We start from the raw sequence: 25,980 nt of genomic DNA, 5'->3' as shown, positions 1-25,980 counted from the left end.
GAAGATTAAATGAGCTAGGGATTAAAAAAGCCAATTGAGATTTAATCTGTATTTTTGAATGACGAATTTTCTAATTACAAATTAGATAACCTTTTAAAAATTGGAGGTACTCTACCTATAAAAGTTAATGCAGAAAACTAAAAATATTGCCATTATTGGCTCCGGGTTGGTAGGTTCCTTACTAGCTATTTATTTAAGAAAAAGAGGTCATGAGGTTACGGTGTTTGACCGTAGACAGGATGTAAGAAAAGTAGAATTTTCTGGTAGGTCTATAAATCTAGCAATGTCCAATAGAGGATGGAGCGCTTTGCGAAAAGTTGGAGTAGAAAAGGATATACGGGAATTAGCCTTAGCTTTAGATAAACGCGCTTTACATGTTAATGAAAAGCCTATCTACTTTCAGAAATATGGGAAAGAAGGAGAAGCTATTTATTCTATTTCTAGAGGGGTGCTTAATAGGAAGATGATTGACCTTGCTGAAGAGACTGGTGCTAAATTTAGATTTGAGGAGAAAGTATGGGATGTAAACCTAGCTGAAGCTAAAATTTATACGGGAGAGTCTGAAAAAGCAGAATGGCAGGAATATCAATTCGATATGGTTTTTGGCGCAGATGGTGCTTTTTCTAGAGTTCGCCATAAAATGCAGCGAAATAGTAGATTTAACTATTCTCAAAATTTTATAGATGTTGGTTATAAAGAATTAACTATTCCCGCTAATAGTGATGGTTCGCACAAACTAGATAATGCGTCTTTTCATATTTGGCCTAGAGGCGAATTTATGCTTATAGCTATGCCTAATTTGGATGGAAGTTTTACTTGTACTTTATTTATGCCTTTTGAGGGTGATATTTCTTTTGAAAAAATTAAAACCGAAGTAGAAGCAGAAAAATTCTTCAGCGAATATTTCCCCGATATTAAATCTGATATATCCAATTTAACTAAAGACTTCTTTAAAAACCCAACGAGTGCGATGGTAACTATGAAATGCTATCCTTGGACCTATTGGGATAAGGTGGCTTTAGTGGGCGACTCAGCTCATGCAATTGTTCCTTTTTACGGGCAGGGTATGAATGCAGGATTTGAGGATATTTCTGTCTTAGATGAACTTATAGAGAAGTATAACGACGATTGGGAAATGATTTTCCAAGAATATCAAAAAAGTAGAAAACCAAATGCAGATGCTATCGCAGAATTGAGTTATAGAAATTTTGTAGAGATGAGCAGCAAGACTGCAAATCCTCAATTTATACTCCGAAAGAAGATAGAAAAACATTTTGCTGATAAATATCCTGAAAAGTGGATTCCCTTATATTCCAGAGTAACTTTTTCAGACAAACCTTATGCGGATGCTTTAGCAATTGGAGATAAACAAAGGGATATTATGGATGAGGTGATGGCTTTCCCAGGAATCGAAGATAAATGGGAGACCGAGGAGGTAAATGAATTGATTTTGGAATTACTGCATAGCGAAGCAATCAAAGCATAGTCGGTATCAACAAGAAAAGAATAAAAAAGAGGCTTAATTGCCTCTTTTTTTTATTTATGAAATTCTAAATTATTAATGTGCGTTTGGCTTTAATAATTCAGGAAATTTTTTCTTGAATTTATTATATCTTGGGATTGATACATTTTGAATATAAGGATTCTCAGGATGCAGTTTTTCGTAATTCTGGTGGTAATCTTCTCCTACCCAAAATTTTTGAAAGGGAACAACATCTGCCGCTAATGGCTTGTCGTAGCTTTTTCCAACTTCTGTAGCTACTTTCTCAATTGTAGCCTGTTGTTCTGCATTCTGATAAAATAAAATTGATCTATACTGCGATCCATTATCTGGACCTTGCCCATTTGCCTGAGTTGGATTTTGTGATCCATAATATACTTTTACTAACGTTTCAAAACTCACAACTTCTGGATTGTAAATTACTTCTACAGCTTCAGCGTGTCCTGTTTTACCAGTATTGCTAGCTTCATAAGTAGGATTTTCTGTATGACCTCCAGAATAACCAGATATTACTTCAGATACGCCATTTACACTTTCATAAATCGCTTCTACACACCAAAAACAACCACTTGCAAAATAAGCCTTTGCCATGTTATTTTGCATAGGAACTTCCACAGGCTCCTTATTTAAGTCGGCTGAATTTGCAGTTGTTTTGGTATTTCCATTTCCACAAGAGAAGAGGAGAAGTGAAAATGTGAGGCTTAAAATAGTTTTCATATTATTTTTTTTTATAATTTCCTTCGAGCGTTTTTTTACCAAGAATGGCGTAATCTATTGCTAAGTCTCCTTTTATGGAGAATCCTAACCAGTCTAAATCTATTTCCCCATTTTCTTTAGTAGTAATAGTTGCAATAGGTTTATTAGTATCGAATTTAGTCCAAGGAATATCTTTGCCTTCTGTGTTCTTAGCAGATGGATTTATTAAAAATATATCTGTAGTATTTTTGTCTTTCTTCTGCATTCTCGTATTAATGAAAATTTTGGAAGGGGTCAAACACATTTCAGAATTTCCTATATAATTAATAGTTACACAATAACAAGTACAAGAGGAGTCTACTTCTTCTCCCATTTTAATATAAGTCCCACTCAAATTAGCGCTTTGAGAATTAGGTTTTGTCTTGTCATCGATGTTTGGCGAATTGATTGTTTCCGAATTCACATTAGACTCAGGAGTTGAAGTTTCTTTGGATAGATTATTATCCTGAGAATAAATATTAGACTCTTTACTTTTTTCAGAATTCAATTCAGAATCTGTATTTTCTTCGGAAACAGAATCTTGATTAGAATTTGTTTCTGAATCTTTACACGAAGCAAAGCATAGTGTAATTCCTAAGAGTATAATTGTAGCGAATTTCATAAATAGGGGGTATTGATATTTTAATAAAGTTATCTATTTATTTTGCAGATACTGTGAAATTGGTGTTAATCAATTTAAGTCAAAAAAAAAGGGTTTAAAATAAGTGCATAATTTGCAAATATTCTAAACCCTTATATAAGTTAGAAAAGCAGTCTTAAAACTTAGAAAACATTTTTTCCATTTTTTCTTGTTCTTCTTTAGCTAGATCTTCATCAACTAAAATTCTACCACTGTGCTCATCTGTAATAATTTTTCTTCTACTAGCAATCTCAACGATAACTTGTGGAGGAATAGTAAAATAAGATCCACCAGAAGCTCCTCTTTCAACAGGAACTACAGCTAAACCATTTTTTACATTATTTCTAATTCGCTTGTAAGCGGTGATTAATCTGTCTTCGATTTGAGTTTCGAAATCATTAGATTTTTTAGTTAGCATGTCTTCCTCTTTTTGAGTTTCAGCTAAAATTTCATCTAATTCTCCTTTTTTGTGAACAAGGTGTTTTTGGCGATCTTCCAATTTCTCTTTGGTTTGTCCAATAACTTCCTTTTTCTGCTCTATAGAAGCTCTGTATTCTTTAATGTGCTTTTCTGCAAGTTCTATCTCAAGTTCTTGAAATTCTACTTCCTTACTAAGTGCATTAAATTCACGGTTATTACGAACGTTCTTCTGTTGCTCTGCATATTTTTTAATAGATGCTTTTGCGTCCTCGATAAGGATCTTTTTAGTTTTGATATCATTATCAATAACCTCAAGATCGGTGTCGTGCTTAGTAATACGTGTATTTAATCCGGCTACTTCATCTTCTAAATCTTCTACCTCTAAAGGAAGTTCACCTCGTACATTTCTAATTTCATCTATTCTAGAATCAATTAACTGAAGATCGTACAATGCTCTTAACTTCTCTTCTACAGTAACCTCGGTTTTCTTTGCCATATTTAATAATACTTGATAGGATTCGTTTTTGTATTCGCTAAAATAATTGCAAAATTACTAATTTTTTTACTAAGATACGAATGTAATAGGTTTTTTGTGTATCGTTCACTTTCATAGTGGCCAATGTCTGCAACCACTAGCTTTTGTTCGGCTTTATAGTAATCGTGATACTTAAGATCTGCAGTTATAAAGAAGTCTGCTCCTGCACTTTTTGCGGCCTCTATTGCTGAACTTCCGCTTCCCCCAAGAACTGCTATTTTCTTCACTTTCTTTTTCAATAATTCTGAATGTCTAATCCCGTCTGCTTTAAAGGTCTTTTTTACTAAAGAGAGGAATTCAACTTCTTCCATTTCTTCAGAGAGCTCCCCAATCATACCCATCCCCATTTGTTGATGAGAATTATCTAATGTTATTACTTCATAAGCTACCTCCTCATAAGGATGGTTTTCGAAAAGTGCTTTTAATATTTTACCTTCTAAATGCTTTGGGAAAATCACGCCTATTTGGATTTCTTCTTCAAAATGAATTTCACCTTTTTTTCCAATTGTGGGGTTAGAATCTAAATTCGGCTTAAAGCTTCCAGTTCCTTCTATATTAAAGCTGCATTCGTCATAATTACCAATAGCTCCAGCTCCAGACATAAATAAACTCTTTCTTAGTTCATCTGACTGCTCTTTGGGGACGTAGGTAGTTAGCTTTTTAATTACTCCTTTTTTTGGGATCAATATTTTAGTATTAACAAGCCCAAGCTTGTCGCACATAATCTTATTAACTCCTAATTGGTGATTATCCAATGCAGTATGAATTGCGTATATAGCTATATCATTTTTTATTGCTTTGATCACTGTGCGTTCTACGTAGTTTTTACCATTCAGTTTTTTAAGTCCTGAAAAAATAATTGGATGGAAACTTACTATTAAGTTGCAATTCTTAGCTATTGCTTCTTCTACCACTTCTTCCAATGTGTCATGAGTCACTAAAACGCCTTTTAGAGCTGTTGTTGCATCCCCAACCAATAAGCCTACATTATCAAAATCCTCGGCAGTTGCTATGGGAGCAAAATCTTCTAAGTGTTTTATAACCTCTGCAATAATCATCTTCTACTATTTTAATTCAAATATAAATATTATACTTTCGCTAAGATGAGTATCCTAAGAAAATTCCTTTTTCCATTCGCCTTAATGTACGGTCTAATCATGCTGATTAGGAATTTACTGTATGATCTAAGTGTATTTAAATCTGAATCATATTCTTTTCCTGTCATTTGTGTTGGGAATTTAAGTGTTGGGGGAACAGGTAAAACCCCAATGATAGAATATTTATTAGAGCTTTTACTACCAGAGTATAAGGTAGCGACATTAAGTAGAGGCTACGGCCGAAAAACAGAAGGATATAGATTAGTTTTTAAAACTGAAAGCGCTTTAAATGTAGGAGATGAACCTCTTCAATTTAAAAATAAGTTCGAAGACGCAATCGTTGCTGTAGACGAATATAGGCTTAGAGGAATAGCAAAGTTAAAGAAAGAACATAATCCTGATCTTATATTACTAGATGATGCATTCCAGCATAGAAAGGTGAAAGCAGGTTTAAATATTTTGCTTACCAAATATAACGATCTGTATGAAGACGACTTTATGCTACCAACAGGTAATTTAAGGGAGCCAGTAGTAGGAGCTGAGAGAGCAAAAGTGATTGTTGTAACAAAGTGCCCAATGAATCTTAGTGTAGAGAAGCGAGAAAGTATTAGGAGTAAGCTAGAACCGAGAAACTTTCAGCATTTATATTTTAGCTATATAAGTTATAGTGAACATGTCTCTAATGGTATCAAGAGAATAGGTCTTCATGAATTAGTTAATAAAGAAGTAAGCCTTGTTACAGGAATTGCGAATCCAGATTCATTATGTGAATATTTAAGTGCTTCTGGAATCTCTTATGAGCATTTAAATTTCCCTGACCATCATAATTTTTCTTCAGAAGAAATAAATAAAATAACTAAGTCTAATTTAATTATCACTACAGAGAAGGATTTTATGAGATTAAAAGGAGAAGTAGATTTAGAGAGATTATTTTATTTACCTATTAAAATGAAGTTTATTCAAAACACTGATGGCTTCAATAAGAACGTTAAAAGCTTTATCTTAAATACTTAAATGAAAAATGAGATGCACGATGCATCTCATTTTTTCTATTTGGCTAATTCAAACTATATATCTTTTATATACTTCTACTAAACCAGTAACTTCAAACTGCATGCCAAAACCTATGCAGGAACATTTCTTTTGGATAAGTGAAAATTGATCTTAGCGAAAAACTCCTCTGTTTTATATGGTTTTGGGATAATATCTGTGAAACCATTTAAATAAAATTCATCTAAATTCTCATCCAAGGTTACCGCAGTTAAAGCAACGATTGGAATCTTATCATCGAATTCACGAATTAATACAGTCGCTTCTATTCCGCTAATTCCTGGCATATGAATATCCATAAGAATAAGATCAAAATAGTTATTAGAAGCTTTTTCTACAGCGATGGTACCATTATCTGCTACATCGCAAATAACCTTGTGTTTTTCTAAGATCTTTCTTGTGATCATTTGATTAATCTTATTGTCCTCAACAATTAGGATTTTTTTGTTGTGCATGATGTCATTGGTTAAAGGTGCAATTTTCGATAACTTAGAAACGGCTACACCTTCTGCTTGCTCAAATGCTTCAAACTTTAGGTCGAAACTAAATGCTGAACCTTTACCAAATTCGCTATCTAGATAGATCTCACTATTCATTAAGTTTAGTAAGTTCTTTACAATAGATAAACCTAATCCGGTTCCTCCGAATTTTCTGTTTATTTGAAGTGAACCTTGTGTGAAGTTTTCAAAGATCGAGGATTGTTTTTCCTTAGAAATGCCTTCTCCTGTATCCTTAATTTCGAAATGCAAGAATACAGATTGTCCAACTTGATTTACTCTATTTACATTTATCCAGATGTCACCTTCCTCAGTGAATTTTATGGAATTACCAACCAAATTAATTAGGATCTGCGAGATTTTAAGTGGATCTCCCTTTAGTTTTTTAGGAATGTCGGGATCAAAATTATAATGCAATTTTGTTTTCTTATCATCAGCAGAATTTTTAAGGGCAACCAATACATCTGAAATTCTTTTCTCGAGATCAAAAGATGTGTCTAAAACTTCCACCTTCTTGGCTTCAAGTTTGTTAAGATCAAGAATATTATTTATTAATGACAATAAATATTCTCCAGAAAATTTCAAGGAATTTAAGTGCTCTTTTTGATTTTCTGTTGGGCTTTCTTCTAATAATAAATGCGTTAATCCTGTTACTGCATAAAGGGGTGTTCGTAGCTCATGCGTAATAGTAGATAAGAATTGTGCTTTGGCTAAGGACGCTTTTTCAGCATTTTCTTTCGCTAAGGTTAATTCATCATTTTTCTTTTGAAGTAAGTCATTTGCTCTTGCTCTTAAATTATTGTTTTTGTATAACGAAAGAGTTAGCAAGGATAAAATTGTGATAAGAGCAACGCTTAATATGGTTGTAAGCTTGTTAACCTTTAGAGAACGTTCTTGAGCAGCATTTCTTTCTGTAAGATCTTGTAGATTATTCCGCATAGCATCCACACCATATCTAGTGTTCGCTTCTACGGCTAAAGCTTCCTTACTCATATTAAAAATGGAATCTCTAACCCGATTGCTTATTTTTAAATAATCGAGGGATTGACTATATTCTTTTTGAGCTTCCTTAATTTGGCTTAAGAGTCTGTTAGAATACATAATCATACCTCCGAGAGAATATTGATAAGAGATCTTAATAGCTTTAAAAGCCTCGGTTTCTGCCTCGTTTGTTTGATTTAAAGATAGATAAGCTCGGGCCTTGTAGTAATACAGTCTAGATAATTCGTATTTATTATCAGTGTCTTTCAAATATTCTTGAGACTTATTTAAATATGTTAGTGCGCGATTAATATTTTCTTCGGAATGACTTATTCCCATAGTAATCATGGCTCTATTTAGGCTCACAATCCCTAAAAGTTCTGTATCATTTTGTTTCTCGTAGTAATTTTGAGCCAGATTTAAATATTTAATTGCCCGCTCTGGAGATTCAGCTGAATGAAAAAGTTTGGCATAAGTGAGATAACTATATGCTAGCCCTGGTTGATCGTCTATTTCTTTTTGTATAGAAATGGCACGCTCCATTTCGGTAATCGCTTTCGGGTAGTCGTGGCGTATATAATATAATTGGGATAATATGCTGCTAGAAAGAGCGATGTATTTTTGATTTCCAATTTCTTTAGCAAGCTCCAATGCAATGTCTAATTGTTCGTGTGCTTTTTCAAAATTTAGAACATTTATGGAAATTTCAGCACTACTTAAAAGTTGTCTTAGTTGAGTGTCTAAATCCGTTGTCTCAGCAGCACTTTTTTCTTGAAAAGCTTGCGTTGTGTAAAAATTAAGAAAAACAAAAGCATAAAATAAAAACTTCCTCATTCGGGCAAAGGGCTGGTGCTTAATAATGATAAATATAGTTAATTCTTAGCGACGAATAAAATTAAATCTTTTAACCGATTAGAGTAGCCAATTTCATTGTCATACCAACCTATTAATTTAACCAAACCTCCCCCAATTACAGAGGTCATTCCAGAATCAAATATACATGAATGTGGATCCCCAATTATGTCTATAGAAACTATAGGTTCATCAGTATAACTTAGTACTCCCTTTAAATATGTTTCTGATGCTTTTTTGAAAACAGCATTTATTTCTTCTATTGTGGTACTTGTGGAAATATTGAGGGTCATATCTGTTAACGAACCATTTGGTACTGGTACTCTTATGCCACAACCACCAATAACATCTTTAAATTCAGGAAATATTTTAGTAAGCGCTTTGGCAGCACCAGTTGTGGTTGGAATAATAGATTGTGTTGCAGCTCTGGCTCTTCTTAGATCGCGATGGGGTTTATCGTGTAAATTTTGATCTGAAGTGTAGGAGTGTATAGTAGAAATATATGCTTGTTCTATCCCGAAATTCTTCCGAATAACATCGAACATTGGTGCCGCATTATTCGTAGTACATGAGGCGTTGGAGATAATTTGCTCTGTACCATCCAAAATATGCTCATTTACACCTAACACTACCATTTTGATAGTATCGTCATCTGGAGGAACCGAAAGAATTACTTTCTCTACCCCTTTTTGTAAATGAAATTGTAAATCTTCCTGCTTTTTGAATTTGCCTGATGCTTCAATTACAATTTTCACATTGTATTTACTCCAGTCAATATCTTTTGGATGAAGTTTTTGTAAGATTGGAATCTCTGTATCCCCAATTATAATGTTAGAATCCTTCTGAGATAGATCTTCAGAAAAACGGCCATGGATACTGTCGTATTTTAATAAATGAATTAATGTGGAAGACTCTGCAACATCATTTATTGCAACAACTTCAATAAGCGGATGATTCCATAAAAGTCTAAATAAATTTCTACCAATACGGCCAAAACCATTTATCCCGATTTTAATTTTTTGTGACATTATGTACAAGAAATGCTATTAGGTTAGATGCTTTTGTGCTTTATAAGAAGATCTTACTAAAGCACCACTTTCAACATGACGGAAACCTAATTCCAATCCTATAGTCTCATATTTTTTAAATTGATCTGGAGTAATAAATTGCTTTACAGGTAGGTGTTTCTTACTAGGCTGTAAATACTGGCCAATTGTTACTATATCTAAATTAACACTTCTAAGATCTTTTAATGTTTGGATAACTTCGTCTTCTCGTTCCCCTAAACCTAGCATAATTCCAGATTTAGTTCTGGCAATACCTTTATCTTTTAAATATTTTAAAACCTGCAAGCTACGTTCATATTTAGCCTGGATTCTAACTTCTCTGGTAAGTCTCTTAACCGTTTCCATGTTATGAGAAACAACTTCAGGATTTACAGCAATAAGTCTATCTATATTTCTTTCATTTCCTTGGAAATCTGGAATCAGAGTTTCCAGAGTTGTTTCAGGATTCATACGTCTTATCGCTTTAACAGTTTCTGCCCAAACAATAGAACCCATGTCTTTTATATCGTCTCTATCTACACTCGTGATTACTGCATGCTTAATTTTCATAAGCTTTATAGATCTTGCAACTTTTTCTGGCTCATCCCAATCTATAGTGTCTGGTCTCCCTGTTTTTACTCCGCAAAATCCACATGATCTTGTGCATACATTTCCTAAGATCATAAAGGTAGCGGTTCCTTCGCTCCAACACTCACCCATATTAGGGCAACTTCCTGAAGTGCAAATAGTATGTAGGTCGTACTTATCTACAAGTCCTCTAAGTTCGGTGTATTTTTTTCCGGTTGGAAGTTTTACGCGTAACCATTTTGGTTTCGGAGTGCGTTTTGGGGTAGCTAAAGTTTCTGTTATCATATCAAAAATCTATGCTTCAAAGATACAATAATATGATGAATTGGATAGCCTGATTAGAATAGTCTTAAAAGTGGATTTAAGCTTTATGAGATTCTATTATTTGTGCCAGTAATTTTTTAGCACGTAAGAGTTTAACTTTTATATTACTCATAGGCTCTTCCAAGTGAGAAGCTATCTCCTTGTAAGATTTTTCCTGAAAATATCTAAGATTTATAACCTCTTGATAGGTGGGTTTCAGCTTTTTGATATCACTTAAGAGTTGAGCCAAATGTTGCTCATTTATTAATATATCTTCCATGGAAGGAGTTTCGTCCATTATGTCATTAACATATTCCATTGAAGTGTCTGAAGTGTTTGCTCTAATTGAAGCTTTGTTTTTTCTTAAAAGATCTATATGGATATTCTTAGAAATGGTGATAAGCCAGGTTTTAAAAACAAAATTGTCTTTAAAACTATTTAATTTATCAAAAGCTTTGGAAAATGTTTGGATGGTAATATCTTCTGCATCTGCCTCGTTTCTTGTTCTTTTTAACTGAAAACTATAAACATCCATCCAAAAGGTATCTAACAAAAATTTATAAGCTGCCTGATCTCCTTTTTCAGCTTTTTCAATTTCCAGTAAAAGGGCTTCGTTATTTATTTCCAATTGGTTGGTTTTGAAAAAACATTCAAGCTAAAGATACTTAATTGTGTGAAGATTAAAAATAGTTCCAAAAATGGAATTAACCATAAGAGATCCAGTTCATCCAATTTCTTTGCCGATTTATAATAAACTATATATTGTATAAGTAGGCGTAATATCAAAATACCAAGTATAATTGGCCAATGTACATTTACTAGTAACAAAGCTATTAGCAAGATCCAAAATCCTAATTGCGAAATGTAAAAAGATGCCAATAAAAATTTATGCTGCTTTTTGTAAAATTTAGCTGTGGAAATGTGTCTTCTTTTTTGATGTATCCATGAAGAGAAATTTGTTTTAGGAATACTTCTCGTTATGGAAGCCTTATTAAAAGTTATCGCAGTGTTTTCATTTGTCCCTGCCTGATTTACAAAGAGGTCATCGTCTCCGGATCTAATATGTAAATGTGTAGCAAATCCATTCTGATTATAAAATTCTTGAGAAGTATACGCCAAGTTTCTACCTACTCCCATATAAGGAATGCCCCATTTTGCAAAAGAGAAATATTGAATTGCCGTTAATAAAGTCTCATATCGAATAAGTTTATTCAAAAACGAACCTTTATTCTTTAAATATCCACCGTAACCAAGAACAATAGTTTTTTCATGACTAAAATTTGAAGCCATTTCAGCAATCCACATATTAGATTCTGGTCTACAATCTGCATCTGTAAATAGTAAGGTAGGATTTTTTGCTTTTTTGATTCCTAAAGTTAAGGCATACTTCTTTTTACCCCAAAATGCCTCATTATTCTTAACATCTACTACACGCACGCGTGGATTTGATTTCTCAAAATGCTCCATTACCTCTAAAGTTTCATCTGTAGACGCATCATTTACTAGGATAATTTCAAAGTCTGGATAATTTTGTTCAAGTAAATAGGGAATGAAGTCTTTAAGATTTTCTGCTTCATTTTTGGCACATATAATTACAGAGACCGGGGGAATGGAATTTGAATTGGATTCTTTTGCCGAGGCGAAACTAAAATATCCTATATAAAATAGGATATTAATTAGGGTGATCAGAATAAAAAATCCGAGTAAAAGTATTGCCATATTTTAAAATTCCTATTTTTTGGAATCTGAACAATCTTTCATTTCGTCTGGAGATTTTCCGCAAAAACTACATGCTTCTCCATCTTTATTTAAAAAGGGACTTTGACTAGCGCAAGTTCCTGCAAACTCACCATCTTTCTTAGCCCAGATTTTTATTGCTATTCCAGCAAAGGCAAGTCCTAGTAATACTATAGTAATTAAAAGTAATTCCATGATCTTATAATTTATAATGCAAAAATACGCATAAAAAAAGGTCCTGAAAAACCATTTAAAACATTAGTATAACCTTTACATTATTTAACTAAACTTTAATTGCTATATGCACAATAATTGTGGAAACCGAGCTAACTTGCGTCAATTAATTAACACAAATAACTAAATTATGAAAATTAAACAATTATTAATAGTTGCCGTTTTATCGGTATTTGCTTTTACATCTTGTGAGGATAATAAGAAAAAAGAGCAAGAAGCGAAAGATAAAATGGAAATGGAAAGAATGGAAGCTGAAAAAGAAGCTACCAAAGAAGCAGACATGAAAATGGAGCAGGAAAAAATGGAAATGCAGTCTAATAGTATAGCAGCAAAAGCTATGGCTACAGCAGATCTAAGTACTTTAGTAAGTGCTATGCAATCTGCAGAACTTGCAACGATGATGAAAGAGGATGAAGGGCCATTTACGGTTTTCGCTCCTTCTAATGCTGCTTTCGCTAAGGTACCAAAAGCTACTTTGGATAAATTAATGATGCAAGAAAATCAAGCTGATTTACAAACTGTATTGAAGTATCATGTAGTTGCTGGAGAGATCACATCTGCAGATTTAGCTAAATCCATTAAAGATAACAATGGAACTTACACGTTTAAAACTGTTGAAGGTGCTGAATTAACAGCTATGATGAAAGGTGATAAAATTATGCTTAAAGATGGTAACGGTAAAACTGCTACAATTGTTCAAGCAGATGTTGATGCATCAAATGGTGTAGTTCATGTTATTGATGCTGTTGTAATGAAGAAATCATAATTAGAAACAAAGTTCTAATTTAGAAAAAGTCCCGCAATTGCGGGACTTTTTTATTTTAAAAAATATTTACTTCGGGTTCTAAATCAATATTGAATTTAGCAAGGATCTCTGCTTGAACCTTCCTTGATAAATTCAGAATTTCCTCGCCGGTTGCGTTTCCGTAATTAACTAATACCAAAGCTTGATTTTTATGTACTCCCGTATTTTCTTCACGATAACCTTTTAATCCTGCTTTATCTATTAGCCATCCTGCTGGTATTTTTATGCTGTCCTTTCCCACGAGATAATTTGGCATTTCTGGGAATTCCTTCTTTAATATTTCAAATTGCTGATTGTGTATTACAGGATTTTTAAAAAAACTACCACTGTTTCCTAATATTTTAGGATCTGGTAATTTTTGTTGTCTAATTTTAATCACAGCATTAGAAATATCTCTAATCCCTACATTAACTATTCCCATCTCATCTAAAGCTTCATTGATAGCACCATAATTAGTCAGTAGTTTATGATCGGATTTCGTTAACTTAAAAACCACACTGGTAATAATGTATTTACCCTTAACCTTATTTTTGAAAATGGAATTTCTATAATCAAATTCGCAATCTTCGGCGGTGAAAGTTTTAAATTCTAAAGTTTGAATGTCAATAGCATCACAGGATACAAAGTGATCCTTAAGCTCTACTCCATACGCCCCAATATTTTGGATAGGGGAGGTGCCTACATTTCCTGGGATAAGTGAAAGATTTTCTAGTCCGCCCCAATTATTCTCAAGAGTATGTAAAACAAATTCATGCCAGTTTTCACCAGCATTAGATTTAACAAATACAAATTCTTCAGTTTCCCTAACTACTTCTATACCCTTAATATCTATGTGTATTACTGTAGCATCTATATTTTGAGTTAGCAACATATTACTACCACCTCCTAATATAAAAAGATCATCAGCGTAGTTCTTATCAAGTACAGAGATCAATTCTTCTATACAATTAATAGAGATCAGGGTTTTTGCCTTAACATCTATTCCGAACGTATTATAAGATTTTAAAGAAGCATTTTGGGAAACCTTCATTAGTCTTTGTAAACTGTTAATGCATTTTTCAATATTTCTATAGCTCTTTCAAGATTCTCTTTCTTAAGAACATAAGCAATCCTAACCTGATTTAAACCTGTATTTGGGGTAGAGTAAAACCCAGCTGCAGGTGCAACCATGACTGTTTCATTATCTAGTTGATATTCTTCCAACAACCATTTCGCGAAATTATCGGCGTTTTTTATCGGTAACTCTGCAATACAGTAAAAAGCTCCTTTTGGTATGGCAACCTTAACTCCGTCTATGGATTCTAATCCAGCAATAAGTAAATTCCTTCTGGAAGTATACTCCTTAATAACATCATCAAAGTAACTTTGAGGTGTGTCTAAAGCGGCTTCACTGGCAATTTGCTCAAATGTTGGAGGACTCAATCTGGCTTGGGCAAACTTCATGGCAGTATTAATAACTTCTTTATTCTTAGAAACTAAACAGCCAATTCTCGCCCCACACATACTATATCGTTTAGAAACAGAATCAATCATTATTGCATGATCTTTCAATTTGTCAATACTCATAACTGAGTAATGCTTTGCACCATCATAAGCAAATTCTCTGTACACCTCGTCGGCTACTAAAAAGATGTCATGTTTGATAACCATATCGGCTAATTGATCAATTTCTTCTTTTGTATACAAGTATCCTGTAGGATTCCCTGGATTACATATTAATATCGCCTTGGTCTTTGCAGTAATCAATTTTTCGAAATCTGCAATAGGAGGTAGGGCAAAATTTGTTTCAATTTTGGATTCAACAGGAACAATTTTAATTCCTGAAGCAGTAGCAAAACCATTGTAATTTGCATAAAATGGCTCTGGAATAATAATTTCATCACCAGTATCAGCAATACTACCCATAGCAAAAAGTAAAGCTTCAGAACCACCTGTTGTAATTATAATTTGTTCTCCATTTACTGGAATGTCATGGTTTTTATAATATTTAGCTAGTTTATTTCTATATCCTTCAAAACCGGCAGAATGACTATAAGAAAGCACTTCAATATTATGATTTCTAACCGCGTCTAACGCTACAGTTGGAGTTTTTATATCTGGCTGTCCAATGTTTAATTGGTAAATTTTTCGGCCTTTTTTAATGGCTGCTTCTGCGAAGGGAACTAATTTTCTAATTGGCGATTCTGGCATAGAATTACCTTTAACTGAAATTTTAGGCATAACATTTTATTTTTTCAGTGCAAAAATGCGAAATTTAAAGCAGAATTCAATTTTTTTGGGTTTGGCATTTATACTCATATTTTTCGTAAATTAATTATATATGCCATATCCTGTTTACATATTGTTAGTATTTCTATGCTTTTTCAATATTTCTAAAGCTCAGGGAGTTTTTATAATTGATGGAGGGAAAACTAAATTTGATCTTTCATTTCAGTCTGTAAACGATCTGGTTGTAATTCCCGTAGAAATTAATGGAGTAAAACTTACATTTTTATTAGATACAGGCGTCGAATCCTCTGTTATATTCAGCTTAGAAGAAAAAGACTCTCTAGACATTAAAAATGCATCCGATATTTTGCTTCGTGGATGGGGAGAAGGGGAGGAAATTACGGCAGTTAAATCTACTGGGAATACTGTTCGCATAGGTAAGGCTTCACATTCTAATTTCACGGTTTATGTAGTAAGTAATCATGACATCAGCCTTTCAAACAGGCTTGGCTTACCTATTCATGGAATTATTGGATATGATTTTTTTAAGGACTTTGTGGTGGAGTTTAATTATCCAAAAGAAAGACTAATGGCTTACAAAATTGATTCCTATGTTTATAAAAAATGTAGACGTTGTGAGGATTTTGATCTGGTGCTTTATAAGAACAAGCCCTATATAAAGGCGTTAGTAAGTCTAGATAATAAAAATTTTCTCAGGATGGATTTACTAATAGATAGTGGCTCTGGGGATGCGCTTTGGATCTTTGAAGACCCTGACCTAAGTATTAGAATTCCTGAAGAAAACTTTGAAGATTTTCTAGGATTTGGAATGGGAGGGAGTGTTTACGGAAAAAGGACTAGACTTAATAGTTTAAAATTAGGAAAATTTCAATTAAATGGGATAACTGCAAGTTTTCCAGACACGTTGTATTTTGAAGGGGTAGTAACCTATAAATCTAGAAATGGGAGTTTAGGGTCTCAAGTTTTAAAACGATTCTATTCTACTTTTGATTATAAGAATAAGCGACTTCGATTAAAGCCAAATAGTAACTTTAGCAAGCCGTTTGAATATGATATGAGTGGTATAGTGCTTGCTCATAAAGGATATACAATTGTAAAAGATTTCGAGAACAATAACTCTCCGGTATTTAGTGAATCTGAAGATGCTTTTAAGGGAGTGGTTGTTTATAAGAGTTATTCCAAAGTTAAATTTAAATTAGAACCACAATATATCGTTGCGGAAGTTAGGCCTAATTCTCCAGCAGCTTTGGCAGGATTAAAGGTGGGAGATTTGGTTGAAACCATCAATAAGAGACCTGCATACAATTATGAACTCTATCAAATAAACAATATGTTTAGTTCTAGCGAGGGGAAAACTTTCAGGCTAAAGATTAAAAGAAATGGTGTGACTTTGGAAATCCGCTTCAAACTACAAAGAGTCTTGTAAAAAAAAACTCCCGATTTCTCGGGAGTTTAAATGATTAAGACTTTTCATCTGGATCGAGAACTCGTCCTTTTATTTTAACCGCTTTCGTTGGTTCATCGGCATTAGAATAAATGGTGATTGTTCTTCTAATTGGTCCAACTCTATTAGTGTCATATTTTACCTGAATGTCTCCAGATTTCCCCGGAGCAATAGCAGCCTTTGTCCATGTAGGAACAGTACAACCACAGCTAGAATAAACATTTTCGATAATTAAAGGTTCGGCACCTACATTTTTAAAATGAAAGACTTTAATTCCATCACTCCCTTTTTGTATATCTCCATAGTCAATAAGTTCAGACTTGAATTCGAATTTAGCAGGATTCTGGGCATTAACAGTAGAAAAACCAGCTACAATCAATGTTAATATTATAATGATCTTTTTCATATTTTCTAATTTTCAATTAAGTAAAGGTAAGTTGTTTTGAATAAACTGAAAAACATATAAGGAAAACTACTTCTTTTATAATCTTCAACTTATAAGTACTTTTGCAGATATTTTCAAAAACTAGACCAATTATGTCAGCATCCCAGAAATACGATTCTCAAAAGGTAGAAGATAAATGGTACAACTACTGGATGGAGCAAGGTTATTTTCATTCAGAAGTAGATGAAAGGACTCCATATACTATAGTTATTCCTCCGCCTAATGTTACTGGGGTATTACACATGGGGCATATGCTAAATAACACTATTCAAGATGTTCTTATTAGAAGAGCAAGATTGAAAGGCTTCAATGCCTGTTGGGTTCCAGGAACAGATCATGCATCTATTGCTACAGAAGCAAAAGTGGTAGCAAAATTAAAAGAAGAAGGGATAAACAAAAATGATCTTTCCCGTGAAGAATTTTTGGAACATGCTTGGGATTGGACTCACAAACATGGAGGAATTATCCTTGAACAACTAAAGAAATTAGGCGCGTCTTGCGATTGGGAACGTACAAAGTTTACCATGGATGAGAATATGTCTGCTTCAGTAATAAAGGTGTTTGTAGATTTATATGAAAAAGGTCTAATCTATAGAGGCTACAGGATGGTAAACTGGGATCCGGAAGCTAAAACAACTCTTTCAGACGAAGAGGTTATTTATCAGGAAAAACAAGGAAACCTATACTATCTAACCTATAAAATTGAAAATAGTGAGGAGACTGTGACTATTGCTACAACTCGGCCGGAGACGATTTTGGGAGATACTGCTATCTGTATCAATCCAAATGATGATCGTTTTAGTCATCTTAAGGGTAAAAAAGCGATTGTGCCATTAGCGAATAGAGCTATTCCTATTATAGAAGACGATTATGTAGATGTGGAGTTTGGTACCGGATGTTTAAAAGTCACTCCAGCCCATGATATTAATGATAAAGAAATTGGAGAGCGCCACAATCTAGAGGTTATAGATATTTTTAATGATGATGCGACCTTAAATAAATTTGGACTCCACTATCAAGGAAAAGATAGATTTGTAGCTAGAAAAGAGATCGTTAAAGAATTAGAAAGTTTAGGTGTTTTAATTAAGACCGAAACTCATATAAATAAGGTAGGAACAAGTGAACGTACTGGGGCTGTAATAGAGCCAAAGTTAAGCGATCAATGGTTCTTAAAAATGAAAGAATTGGCTCAGCCAGCTTTAGATGCGGTTCTAAATAAAGACGTTAACCTTGTGCCAGATAAGTTTGTAAATACATACAGACATTGGATGGAGAACGTGAGAGACTGGAATATATCAAGGCAGCTATGGTGGGGACAGCAAATTCCAGCATATTATTATGGTAACGGTAAAAACGATTTTGTGATTGCTGAAACTATAGAAGACGCTCTTGAAAAAGCAAAAATTCAAACAAATAACACTGGGTTAAAACTTGAAGATCTTAAACAAGATTCTGATGCTTTAGATACTTGGTTCTCTTCTTGGTTATGGCCAATGAGTGTATTCAATGGTATTTTAGAGCCAGACAATCCAGAAATAAATTATTACTATCCAACAAACGATCTAGTGACTGCCCCAGAAATTTTATTCTTTTGGGTTGCTAGAATGATGATTGCTGGTTATGAATATAGAGGAGAGAAACCTTTTACAAATGTTTATTTAACAGGAATTGTTAGAGATAAGCAAAGACGAAAAATGTCTAAATCTCTTGGAAACTCTCCAGATCCTATTAAGCTTATAAACGAATATGGTGCAGATGGGGTTCGAGTTGGAATGTTGCTTAGTTCTCCAGCCGGGAACGATCTAATGTTTGAAATAGACCTTTGTAAGCAGGGAAGCGGATTTATAAACAAGATCTGGAATTCGTTTAAATTATTAAAAAGTTGGGAAGTAGATAAAACTATAGAGCAACCTAAATCTTCAGTGATTGCTATAGACTGGTATAAGGCTAAGTTTCAGCAAAGTTTATTAGAGATCGAAGATCATTTCTCAAAATATAGAATGAGCGATGCGTTAATGTCTACTTATAAACTCATCTGGGACGATTATTGTTCTTGGTTCTTAGAAATGGTTAAACCAAATTTTGGAGAGGCTATAGATGAGAAAACCTATAAAGATGTAATCGCAATTTTGGAGGATAATTTAAAGATTTTGCATCCTTTTGTTCCATTTATTTCAGAAGAAATTTGGCAGCAGTTAGCTATTCGTACTAAAGAGGAAGCATTGATTGTATCTAAATGGCCAGAAGCTTTACCGGTAGATTCCTCTATTATTTCAGAATTTTCTTTTGCTTCTGAAGTGATCTCGGGTATAAGAAATATCAGAAAATCTAAGAATATATCTTTTAAGGATCAAATTTCTCTTCAGATATTGAACAATGAGAATACCTCTACTACTTTTAATGATGTTATAACAAAGCTTGGAAATGTATCTAGCTTAGAATATGTAGACCATCAAGTGGAAGGATCGCTTTCTTACAGAGTGAAATCTAATGAATATTTTATCCCAATAGAAGGTGCTATAGATGTAGAAGCTGAAAAGGAAAAAATTCAGGAAGAATTAAAATATACTGAAGGATTCTTAAAATCTGTTCAAAAGAAGTTGTCAAATGAACGTTTTGTAGGTAATGCGCCAGAAGCGGTTGTAGCTGTTGAAAAAGCAAAGCAAGCAGATGCCGAGGCTAAAATTCAAATGTTAAAAGCTAGTTTGGCTGGATTAGAATAGAATCAGAAAGATTTAGGAAATAATGATCATTGGGTAAGTAGTTATATTTGCCCAATATGTTTTTCAACCATTTCTATATATTTCTGTTTGGCTTCTACTTGTGAAAGTTGCTTTACTTGTATAAGTGCATTCGCTTTAAAGCCACTTCTTACATCCTCTTCATCTTTAGTGGTGTAGAATCCATTTAAAGTTGTTGCTCGCTTATAGTAAGCGTAAAAATGTAGCATAATATCTGGCGGAAATTTCAAACAGGTATTGCTTGCCATTTCGTAAGCTTTTAAAAATTTCTGATCTGAAGAACTTAGCATTTTAATTTTATTAATCTAGATTGGCAATAACGCTGATTCCACCCTTAACTTTTTCGTTCAATTTAACATTGATCTTAGTGCCAATTGGTAAAAATACATCTACGCGAGACCCAAACTTTATAAATCCACTATCGCTTCCTTGGATCACTTCTTGACCTTCAACAGCATAATTCACTATTCGTTTTGCTAAAGCTCCTGCAATTTGTCTGTAAAGCACTTCTCCAGCCACACTATTCTCTACTACAACAGTAGTTCGCTCATTTTCTTCACTGGATTTAGGATGCCATGCAACCAAGAATTTTCCAGGATGATATTTGCTTAATTTTACTAATCCACCAATTGGATGTCTGGTTACGTGAACATTTATAGGAGACATAAATATAGAAACCTGTAAACGTTTATCTTTAAAATATTCGTTCTCCATTACTTCTTCAATCACCACAACTTTCCCGTCTACAGGAGAAACCACAGTCGCATCATTTAACTGAGTAGGTCTTTTAGGATTTCTAAAGAATTGTACAATTAATAAAAAGAGTAAGATACTAACCGCAAGGATAGAAAATTTCACCCAGTAAACATTAACGTTTAAATAGGATATTACGTTCACTGCAATTAATAAAATTGCGGTAAAAATCATGATCTTATAACCTTCTTTATGAAACATAGTTTATTATTAGTAAATAAGCATAAACAAAAGGACTGGAAAATATAATGCTATCCAACCTATCAAATAATCCACCGTGACCTGGCATTAACTTTCCGCTATCTTTTACTCCAGCCTGGCGTTTAAATTTGGACTGAATAAGATCTCCCAGAGTACCAAAAATACTCAATAAAATAGCTAATCCCAACCAGAATTCAACATTCAGATAACGGGTAAAATAGAATAAGAAATATCCAGCAATACAATTAAATACCATTCCGCCTAGGAATCCTTCAATAGTTTTGTTTGGAGAAATTTTTTCGTAAAGTTTATTTTTACCGAAATTCTTTCCTACTAAATATGCAAAAGTATCATTTGTCCAAATAAGTACAAAGACTCCCACAATTAAATCTGGATTAAAAGTACCAGAATAAGTAGGAATTAAAGTAAGAAATATGATAGAGGAGATTAAATAGAATATGAGAATAATGTATTTTTTCTTCTCAAATACGGGAATAGTCCTGATAAAAAGCAAGTCCTTTACTAAAAACAAATTCACAAAAATGGTGATAACTAATAGTAATAAAGTTGCATTGGAATTGAATTTGAGATAGCTGAAAAGAAAAAATAAGATAATATGTACTCCATAAAGAGCATAGCTTTTTAATCTTAAAAGTTTCTCTAGTTCCAATAAACAAACAAAACCTATAAGAAAGAAAAGGCCAATAAAGATCAATTCTGAAGATAGAATTGACGCTACTAAAATGGATACGTATAGTAATCCAGAAATTGCCCTAATAATAGTTTCCCTCATATTTTATAAATCTTCCAGAAGCATCAAATATAGGTTTTTTGTGCTACTTCCATAACTCATAAAATTTCCTTCTTTCTGAGTTTCAAAACTTTTTATAGTGGTAATGTTAGAAGGGATCCTCTCTTTGTTGTTAAATTTAATACCTCGTAAGCCTTCTCCGATGTTATCAACTAGCTGACTTGTAGAGGCTAAAATTATAAAATTTTGGGGAAGTTCATTAAATCTTTTCTCCTTTATCTGATTGGATGAAATTAAAATAGAACCATCATTTGCAATTAAATATTCGCAAGTTGAAAGAAAAAAAGCAGAATCACCTGATTTATTGAATTCTAAATTAAATTTATCGAACCTTTCCTTTAAATTGGAATCAAAACAACAAGTGGGTTGTTCATACCAATCATTTTCTAATAAGATATTATCAAAGGCTTCTGTGACCTCTTCTTCATTTTCACAGTAGAGAAATTTACCACCATTATTTTTGAAGTTGAGCATGAATCGCTCATCGGTTGGTAATTTAACATCTGGCATATACTTGCCACGGTCAGAGTTGTCTGAAACGTTCTGACCTTTGTCTGATTTAGATTTAGGATTTAAGAATTTTCTAAATAGACTCATATTGAGAATTCGTGGTTTTATATCACCTTTCAATCAAAGGTAAAAAATCTTAATTTAACACTAAGCTAAATTAAGATTTTTTACGAAGGATTATATTATTATTATTTATTTATCGAAGATTCTTGTTCTTCAATTTCGCTGTCTTCAGATTTACTTTCTTCAGAGGTTTCAGCAATAGATTCCGCTTTTTTAGCAATTAATGGAACTTCTTCTTTTTCAGGGAATGGTCTGTTTCCAAATATCTTTTGAAGATCATCTTTAAAAATCACTTCTTTTTCTAATAAAATATTTGCTAGTTGAGACAGTTTATCTTTATTAGCTTCAAGTAGATCTATAGCTCTTTGATACTGTGTTTCAATTAAATTAGAAACTTCCTTATCAATTAATTCAGAGGTTTTCTCACTATATGGCTTGGTGAAGTTATATTCACTTTGTCCTGAAGAGTCATAGAAAGTTAAGTTTCCTATTTTATCATTTAAACCATAGATAGTAACCATTGCTCTAGCTTGCTTAGTAACTTTTTCTAAATCACTCAACGCGCCTGTAGAAATTCTATTAAAAATAACCTTTTCAGCAGCTCTACCACCTAAAGCAGCACACATTTCATCTAACATTTGCTCTGGATGCACAATTAACCTTTCTTCTGGTAAGTACCATGCTGCACCTAAGGATTGTCCTCTTGGAACTATAGTAACCTTTACTAATGGAGCGGCATGTTCTAGCATCCAACTTGCAGTTGCATGTCCAGCTTCGTGATAAGCAATTGCTCTTTTCTCATCTGGAGTAATGATCTTGTTTTTCTTCTCAAGTCCACCTACAATTCTATCAACGGCATCAAGGAAATCTTGTTTTCCAACTGCCTTATTTCCTTTTCTTGCAGCAATCAAAGCTGCTTCGTTACAAACATTTGCAATATCTGCTCCAGAGAAACCAGGAGTTTGTTTAGCAAGAAACTCAATATCTAACTCATCTGCCACCTTTTTAATAGGGCGAAGGTGAACTTCAAATATTTCTTTACGCTCTCTAACATCTGGTAAATCAACATAAATCTGACGGTCAAAACGACCAGCTCTCATTAATGCTTTGTCCAAAACATCTGCACGGTTGGTTGCAGCAATAACAATTACATTGGTGTTTGTTCCAAAACCATCCATTTCAGTTAATAACTGATTCAAAGTGTTTTCACGTTCATCATTAGATCCAGACATGTTATTCTTTCCTCTGGCTCTACCAATCGCATCAATCTCATCTATAAATATGATAGATGGAGATTTTTCTTTTGCTTGTTTAAAAAGATCACGCACTCTAGAAGCACCTACACCAACAAACATTTCCACGAAATCTGACCCAGATAAAGAGAAGAAAGGCACTTTAGCTTCTCCAGCAACTGCTTTTGCTAACAAGGTTTTACCAGTTCCCGGAGGTCCTACTAAAAGGGCGCCTTTTGGAATCTTACCACCTAAAGATGTATATTTCTCAGGAGTTTTCAAAAAGTCTACAATTTCTTGTATTTCTTCTTTGGCACCCTCTAATCCTGCAACATCTTTAAATGATGTTTTTACATCTGTATTCTGATCAAATAATTTTGCTTTAGATTTTCCAATGTTAAAGATCTGTCCTCCAGGGCCACCTCCACCACCAGAGCTCATTTTTTTCATTATAAAGATCCAAATCCCTATAATAAGAACAAATGGTAATAAAGTTAGAATGATCTCCCCAAATACATTAGATTCTGTGTTATATGTCACAAAAGTGTCTAAATTATTCTCAGCTTTAACCTCTTGAATTTTGTTTTCGAAATTCTGAAGATCTCCAAATTCAAAACTATAATCTGGTGAATCACCAGTGGCAAACAATTCGCCATCTTCAGATTTTTTATGAATATCCTTAGCTTTAGCTTCTTCAGTTAAATAAACCTTAGCCTGATTTCTATTTACAATTACTACTTTTTTAACATCACCATCCTTTAAGTAGCTTTCAAACTCCGCAGGATTTGTTTTTGTTGGTTCATTGAACCCTGATCCACCAAAAAAATTGATACCTAAAAATATAATAATAATAGCCCCATAAATCCAGTAAGCACTAAATTTAGGTTTTTTAGGTTCTATTTTTTTATTTGGTTGTTTCTTCGACATTCTTCTATAATTAGTTTTTTAATACTTTGTTTCGATCGAGGTCACTTTAGCATCTCCCCATAAACTCTCAATATCGTAATATTCTCTAATATGTTTCTGGAATACATGAACTACCACATTTACATAATCCATTAAGATCCACTCGGCGTTATCACTTCCTTCTATATGCCAAGGTTTGTCTTTTAGAGATTTGCTTACGGTTTTTTGTACGGAGCTTACAATGGCGTTTACCTGTGTATTCGAAGTACCATTACAGATAATGAAATAATCACAAACAGTGTTTTCAATTTCCCTTAAGTCAAGAATATCAATATCATTTCCTTTAACTTCTTCTATTCCTTTTATGATATGAGCAATAAGTTGATCGTTGTTCGTTTCTTTTTTTGCCATTAAATTTATTTCTTTACGCAAAGTTATTACTTTTTAGTCTTTTTAATGGTCTGTTACAATAAACATTTAACACCATTCTTAACTACATTTATATATGCATATTATCAAAGTTGATGCCACTGAGTCTACTAATTCTTTGGCGAGAGAATGGTTTAATACTAACAGAAATAATTCCCCAATTTGTATTGTTGCCAGCGATCAAACTTCTGGGCGAGGTCAACGTGGAGCAAAATGGGTTTCTAATGCGGGAGAAAACCTCACATTTAGTGTTATTTATCCCAAACCATGTATTGCAATAAGCGACCAATTCTTGATTAGTGCAGCTGTGGGTTTGCAAATAATAAAGGCGTTAAAGCTTATAAAAATTAACAATTTAAAGTTGAAATGGCCTAACGACATTATGGCAGATAACTATAAAATAGGTGGCGTGCTCATTGAAAATATACTACAAAATAATGTTATAATTGCTAGTATTATTGGGATTGGGCTCAACATTAATCAGGTTCATTTCCCAGATCTTCCCAAAGCAGCCTCTATTAAAAATCTTACCGGAACTATTTATTCTATAGATGAAGTTCTATCTATGATCTTAGAAAAACTTGATGATATGATACTATCCAACGATAATTCTTTTTTTAAAAATGTTCATGAAGATTATGAAGCTGGTTTATTCAGAAGAAATAAAGCTTCCACCTTTCAATTAAAAGATGGAAGCTTCATTGTGGGTATTATCTTAGGGGTTGACCATTCTGGTCTTCTTAAATTAAAAGTTGAAGATGAAGAAATACGAACTTTTGATCTTAAAGAACTTAAATTACTCTTTTAAAGAGTAGCTAAATTTTCGCTAAGAGTATTGATGAATTTTTTTAAAGGTCCCTTTGCCATCATTGCCACCATAGCATTGAATTTTCCATCAAACAATAGTTGTGCATCACTATTATCTCCATTTTGTTCGATAATAATATTTAATGAAAAATTAAATTTGTCTGATGTAGACCCCAAAACAACTAATTCTGGTTCTACAGTTTCCTTTATCGCCAATTCTATTTCTGGCATTCCTTTTAAACCGAAAAGGAATGTATTTGGCTTGGTAACTTCAAATTTTTCTATACTGTCTGGCATTAATTGTTTGTAATTCTCTACTTCAGTTAGAAAATTATATAATTCTTGCTGACTCTTATTTGTGGTAACTTTTGGACTTTCTAAGTTCATA

The 25,980-nt window shown here is 33.3% G+C and carries 26 protein-coding genes; 6 read left to right on the top strand and 20 right to left on the bottom strand.

Annotated elements, in window-relative coordinates; genetic code table 11:
* Positions 1-127: 127 nt before the first annotated feature.
* Positions 128-1,486 carry an FAD-dependent oxidoreductase gene (locus tag I130_RS10135; protein WP_034922524.1) on the top strand — a complete coding sequence of 453 codons (1,359 nt, stop codon included), beginning with the start codon at positions 128-130 and terminating at the stop codon, positions 1,484-1,486.
* Between the two features lie 72 nt (positions 1,487-1,558).
* Here I130_RS10135 and msrA read toward each other — a convergent pair whose 3' ends face one another.
* From msrA to I130_RS10115, 4 genes are all read right to left on the bottom strand, one after another.
* Entirely contained in the window at positions 1,559-2,218 is a 660-nt protein-coding gene (gene msrA / locus I130_RS10130) for a peptide-methionine (S)-S-oxide reductase MsrA (protein ID WP_034922660.1), read from the bottom strand.
* Between the two features lies 1 nt (position 2,219).
* Entirely contained in the window at positions 2,220-2,858 is a 639-nt protein-coding gene (locus I130_RS10125) for a hypothetical protein (RefSeq protein WP_034922522.1), read from the bottom strand.
* A gap of 154 nt (positions 2,859-3,012) precedes the next feature.
* Positions 3,013-3,792: a zinc ribbon domain-containing protein gene (locus I130_RS10120; RefSeq protein WP_034922519.1), complete on the bottom strand. Its 780-nt coding sequence runs from the start codon at positions 3,790-3,792 to the stop codon at positions 3,013-3,015.
* A gap of 2 nt (positions 3,793-3,794) precedes the next feature.
* Positions 3,795-4,889, bottom strand: a complete 1,095-nt coding sequence (locus tag I130_RS10115) for a Nif3-like dinuclear metal center hexameric protein (protein ID WP_034922517.1) — start codon at positions 4,887-4,889, stop codon at positions 3,795-3,797.
* Positions 4,890-4,934: 45 nt separating this feature from the next.
* On the opposite strand from I130_RS10115, the gene lpxK reads away from it, so the two are divergent.
* Positions 4,935-5,942, top strand: coding sequence for a tetraacyldisaccharide 4'-kinase (lpxK, locus tag I130_RS10110; protein ID WP_034922511.1), 1,008 nt, complete (start codon positions 4,935-4,937; stop codon positions 5,940-5,942).
* A 110-nt stretch (positions 5,943-6,052) separates the two neighbouring features.
* Here lpxK and I130_RS10105 read toward each other — a convergent pair whose 3' ends face one another.
* The 6 genes from I130_RS10105 to I130_RS10080 form a co-directional block, all read right to left on the bottom strand.
* Positions 6,053-8,290 carry an ATP-binding protein gene (locus I130_RS10105; protein ID WP_034922508.1) on the bottom strand — a complete coding sequence of 746 codons (2,238 nt, stop codon included), beginning with the start codon at positions 8,288-8,290 and terminating at the stop codon, positions 6,053-6,055.
* Positions 8,291-8,328: 38 nt separating this feature from the next.
* A complete protein-coding gene (gap, locus tag I130_RS10100; protein ID WP_034922507.1) occupies positions 8,329-9,336 on the bottom strand; it encodes a type I glyceraldehyde-3-phosphate dehydrogenase in 1,008 nt (335 codons plus the stop codon).
* An 18-nt stretch (positions 9,337-9,354) separates the two neighbouring features.
* Positions 9,355-10,227 carry a lipoyl synthase gene (gene lipA, locus I130_RS10095; RefSeq protein WP_034922505.1) on the bottom strand — a complete coding sequence of 291 codons (873 nt, stop codon included), beginning with the start codon at positions 10,225-10,227 and terminating at the stop codon, positions 9,355-9,357.
* A 76-nt stretch (positions 10,228-10,303) separates the two neighbouring features.
* A complete protein-coding gene (locus I130_RS10090) occupies positions 10,304-10,873 on the bottom strand; it encodes an RNA polymerase sigma factor (protein ID WP_034922502.1) in 570 nt (189 codons plus the stop codon).
* Positions 10,864-11,964, bottom strand: coding sequence for a glycosyltransferase (locus I130_RS10085; RefSeq protein ID WP_034922499.1), 1,101 nt, complete (start codon positions 11,962-11,964; stop codon positions 10,864-10,866). Before I130_RS10085 ends, I130_RS10090 begins: the two co-directional genes overlap by 10 nt.
* Positions 11,965-11,976: 12 nt before the next feature.
* Positions 11,977-12,177, bottom strand: a complete 201-nt coding sequence (locus I130_RS10080; protein WP_034922496.1) for a membrane or secreted protein — start codon at positions 12,175-12,177, stop codon at positions 11,977-11,979.
* A 169-nt stretch (positions 12,178-12,346) separates the two neighbouring features.
* Here I130_RS10080 and I130_RS10075 point away from each other — a divergent pair, with 169 nt between their 5' ends.
* On the top strand, positions 12,347-12,982 hold the full coding sequence (locus tag I130_RS10075; protein WP_034922492.1) for a fasciclin domain-containing protein: 636 nt from the start codon (positions 12,347-12,349) through the stop codon (positions 12,980-12,982).
* A 55-nt stretch (positions 12,983-13,037) separates the two neighbouring features.
* Here the strand turns inward: I130_RS10075 and murB are convergent, their stop codons facing one another.
* Positions 13,038-14,051 carry a UDP-N-acetylmuramate dehydrogenase gene (gene murB / locus I130_RS10070; RefSeq protein WP_034922490.1) on the bottom strand — a complete coding sequence of 338 codons (1,014 nt, stop codon included), beginning with the start codon at positions 14,049-14,051 and terminating at the stop codon, positions 13,038-13,040.
* Positions 14,051-15,241: a pyridoxal phosphate-dependent aminotransferase gene (locus I130_RS10065; protein ID WP_034922488.1), complete on the bottom strand. Its 1,191-nt coding sequence runs from the start codon at positions 15,239-15,241 to the stop codon at positions 14,051-14,053. The genes murB and I130_RS10065 overlap by 1 nt, the downstream gene beginning before the upstream one ends.
* Before the next feature lie 100 nt (positions 15,242-15,341).
* On the opposite strand from I130_RS10065, the gene I130_RS10060 reads away from it, so the two are divergent.
* Positions 15,342-16,676, top strand: a complete 1,335-nt coding sequence (locus tag I130_RS10060) for a retropepsin-like aspartic protease (RefSeq protein ID WP_051119673.1) — start codon at positions 15,342-15,344, stop codon at positions 16,674-16,676.
* A gap of 34 nt (positions 16,677-16,710) precedes the next feature.
* Here the strand turns inward: I130_RS10060 and I130_RS10055 are convergent, their stop codons facing one another.
* Positions 16,711-17,100: a DUF1573 domain-containing protein gene (locus I130_RS10055; RefSeq protein ID WP_034922487.1), complete on the bottom strand. Its 390-nt coding sequence runs from the start codon at positions 17,098-17,100 to the stop codon at positions 16,711-16,713.
* 131 nt (positions 17,101-17,231) lie between these two features.
* Between I130_RS10055 and I130_RS10050 the strand changes: the two genes are divergently transcribed.
* Complete coding sequence (locus I130_RS10050; RefSeq protein ID WP_034922485.1) at positions 17,232-19,862, top strand: valine--tRNA ligase; 2,631 nt, start codon at positions 17,232-17,234, stop codon at positions 19,860-19,862.
* A gap of 41 nt (positions 19,863-19,903) precedes the next feature.
* Here the strand turns inward: I130_RS10050 and I130_RS10045 are convergent, their stop codons facing one another.
* From I130_RS10045 to rsfS, 6 genes are all read right to left on the bottom strand, one after another.
* Positions 19,904-20,170: an acyl-CoA-binding protein gene (locus tag I130_RS10045; RefSeq protein ID WP_034922483.1), complete on the bottom strand. Its 267-nt coding sequence runs from the start codon at positions 20,168-20,170 to the stop codon at positions 19,904-19,906.
* 10 nt (positions 20,171-20,180) lie between these two features.
* Positions 20,181-20,834 (bottom strand): phosphatidylserine decarboxylase family protein, encoded by a 654-nt coding sequence (locus tag I130_RS10040; protein WP_034922481.1) that lies wholly within the window; start codon positions 20,832-20,834, stop codon positions 20,181-20,183.
* Positions 20,824-21,627, bottom strand: a complete 804-nt coding sequence (locus I130_RS10035; protein ID WP_034922479.1) for a phosphatidate cytidylyltransferase — start codon at positions 21,625-21,627, stop codon at positions 20,824-20,826. The genes I130_RS10040 and I130_RS10035 overlap by 11 nt, the downstream gene beginning before the upstream one ends.
* 3 nt (positions 21,628-21,630) lie before the next feature.
* Positions 21,631-22,242, bottom strand: a complete 612-nt coding sequence (locus tag I130_RS10030; RefSeq protein WP_034922478.1) for an LUD domain-containing protein — start codon at positions 22,240-22,242, stop codon at positions 21,631-21,633.
* Between the two features lie 101 nt (positions 22,243-22,343).
* The gene (ftsH, locus tag I130_RS10025; RefSeq protein WP_034922476.1) at positions 22,344-24,377 is read right to left on the bottom strand and encodes an ATP-dependent zinc metalloprotease FtsH; all 2,034 of its coding nucleotides are present in this window, start codon (positions 24,375-24,377) and stop codon (positions 22,344-22,346) included.
* A gap of 18 nt (positions 24,378-24,395) precedes the next feature.
* A complete protein-coding gene (gene rsfS / locus I130_RS10020) occupies positions 24,396-24,767 on the bottom strand; it encodes a ribosome silencing factor (protein WP_026837825.1) in 372 nt (123 codons plus the stop codon).
* Between the two features lie 94 nt (positions 24,768-24,861).
* Here rsfS and I130_RS10015 point away from each other — a divergent pair, with 94 nt between their 5' ends.
* Positions 24,862-25,593, top strand: a complete 732-nt coding sequence (locus I130_RS10015) for a biotin--[acetyl-CoA-carboxylase] ligase (RefSeq protein ID WP_034922474.1) — start codon at positions 24,862-24,864, stop codon at positions 25,591-25,593.
* Here the strand turns inward: I130_RS10015 and I130_RS10010 are convergent.
* Positions 25,590-25,979: a hypothetical protein gene (locus I130_RS10010; RefSeq protein WP_034922472.1), complete on the bottom strand. Its 390-nt coding sequence runs from the start codon at positions 25,977-25,979 to the stop codon at positions 25,590-25,592. The genes I130_RS10015 and I130_RS10010 overlap by 4 nt on opposite strands.
* Between the last annotated feature and the right edge of the window lies 1 nt (position 25,980).

Origin of the sequence: Gillisia sp. CAL575 (assembly GCF_000403785.1) — a bacterium.
In the GTDB taxonomy this organism is placed as follows: domain Bacteria; phylum Bacteroidota; class Bacteroidia; order Flavobacteriales; family Flavobacteriaceae; genus Gillisia.
This window is presented reverse-complemented; position numbering and strand designations above follow the sequence as displayed.

What these genes read in the sequence shown, in the direction of transcription:
- I130_RS10135 (WP_034922524.1), top strand. Translation starts at nt 128, where the DNA reads ATGCAGAAAACTAAAAATATTGCCATTATTGGCTCCGGGTTGGTAGGT.
- msrA (WP_034922660.1), bottom strand. Translation starts at nt 2,218, where the DNA reads ATGAAAACTATTTTAAGCCTCACATTTTCACTTCTCCTCTTCTCTTGT.
- I130_RS10125 (WP_034922522.1), bottom strand. Translation starts at nt 2,858, where the DNA reads ATGAAATTCGCTACAATTATACTCTTAGGAATTACACTATGCTTTGCT.
- I130_RS10120 (WP_034922519.1), bottom strand. Translation starts at nt 3,792, where the DNA reads ATGGCAAAGAAAACCGAGGTTACTGTAGAAGAGAAGTTAAGAGCATTG.
- I130_RS10115 (WP_034922517.1), bottom strand. Translation starts at nt 4,889, where the DNA reads ATGATTATTGCAGAGGTTATAAAACACTTAGAAGATTTTGCTCCCATA.
- lpxK (WP_034922511.1), top strand. Translation starts at nt 4,935, where the DNA reads ATGAGTATCCTAAGAAAATTCCTTTTTCCATTCGCCTTAATGTACGGT.
- I130_RS10105 (WP_034922508.1), bottom strand. Translation starts at nt 8,290, where the DNA reads ATGAGGAAGTTTTTATTTTATGCTTTTGTTTTTCTTAATTTTTACACA.
- gap (WP_034922507.1), bottom strand. Translation starts at nt 9,336, where the DNA reads ATGTCACAAAAAATTAAAATCGGGATAAATGGTTTTGGCCGTATTGGT.
- lipA (WP_034922505.1), bottom strand. Translation starts at nt 10,227, where the DNA reads ATGATAACAGAAACTTTAGCTACCCCAAAACGCACTCCGAAACCAAAA.
- I130_RS10085 (WP_034922499.1), bottom strand. Translation starts at nt 11,964, where the DNA reads ATGGCAATACTTTTACTCGGATTTTTTATTCTGATCACCCTAATTAAT.
- I130_RS10080 (WP_034922496.1), bottom strand. Translation starts at nt 12,177, where the DNA reads ATGGAATTACTTTTAATTACTATAGTATTACTAGGACTTGCCTTTGCT.
- I130_RS10075 (WP_034922492.1), top strand. Translation starts at nt 12,347, where the DNA reads ATGAAAATTAAACAATTATTAATAGTTGCCGTTTTATCGGTATTTGCT.
- murB (WP_034922490.1), bottom strand. Translation starts at nt 14,051, where the DNA reads ATGAAGGTTTCCCAAAATGCTTCTTTAAAATCTTATAATACGTTCGGA.
- I130_RS10065 (WP_034922488.1), bottom strand. Translation starts at nt 15,241, where the DNA reads ATGCCTAAAATTTCAGTTAAAGGTAATTCTATGCCAGAATCGCCAATT.
- I130_RS10060 (WP_051119673.1), top strand. Translation starts at nt 15,342, where the DNA reads ATGCCATATCCTGTTTACATATTGTTAGTATTTCTATGCTTTTTCAAT.
- I130_RS10055 (WP_034922487.1), bottom strand. Translation starts at nt 17,100, where the DNA reads ATGAAAAAGATCATTATAATATTAACATTGATTGTAGCTGGTTTTTCT.
- I130_RS10050 (WP_034922485.1), top strand. Translation starts at nt 17,232, where the DNA reads ATGTCAGCATCCCAGAAATACGATTCTCAAAAGGTAGAAGATAAATGG.
- I130_RS10045 (WP_034922483.1), bottom strand. Translation starts at nt 20,170, where the DNA reads ATGCTAAGTTCTTCAGATCAGAAATTTTTAAAAGCTTACGAAATGGCA.
- I130_RS10040 (WP_034922481.1), bottom strand. Translation starts at nt 20,834, where the DNA reads ATGTTTCATAAAGAAGGTTATAAGATCATGATTTTTACCGCAATTTTA.
- I130_RS10035 (WP_034922479.1), bottom strand. Translation starts at nt 21,627, where the DNA reads ATGAGGGAAACTATTATTAGGGCAATTTCTGGATTACTATACGTATCC.
- I130_RS10030 (WP_034922478.1), bottom strand. Translation starts at nt 22,242, where the DNA reads ATGAGTCTATTTAGAAAATTCTTAAATCCTAAATCTAAATCAGACAAA.
- ftsH (WP_034922476.1), bottom strand. Translation starts at nt 24,377, where the DNA reads ATGTCGAAGAAACAACCAAATAAAAAAATAGAACCTAAAAAACCTAAA.
- rsfS (WP_026837825.1), bottom strand. Translation starts at nt 24,767, where the DNA reads ATGGCAAAAAAAGAAACGAACAACGATCAACTTATTGCTCATATCATA.
- I130_RS10015 (WP_034922474.1), top strand. Translation starts at nt 24,862, where the DNA reads ATGCATATTATCAAAGTTGATGCCACTGAGTCTACTAATTCTTTGGCG.
- I130_RS10010 (WP_034922472.1), bottom strand. Translation starts at nt 25,979, where the DNA reads ATGAACTTAGAAAGTCCAAAAGTTACCACAAATAAGAGTCAGCAAGAA.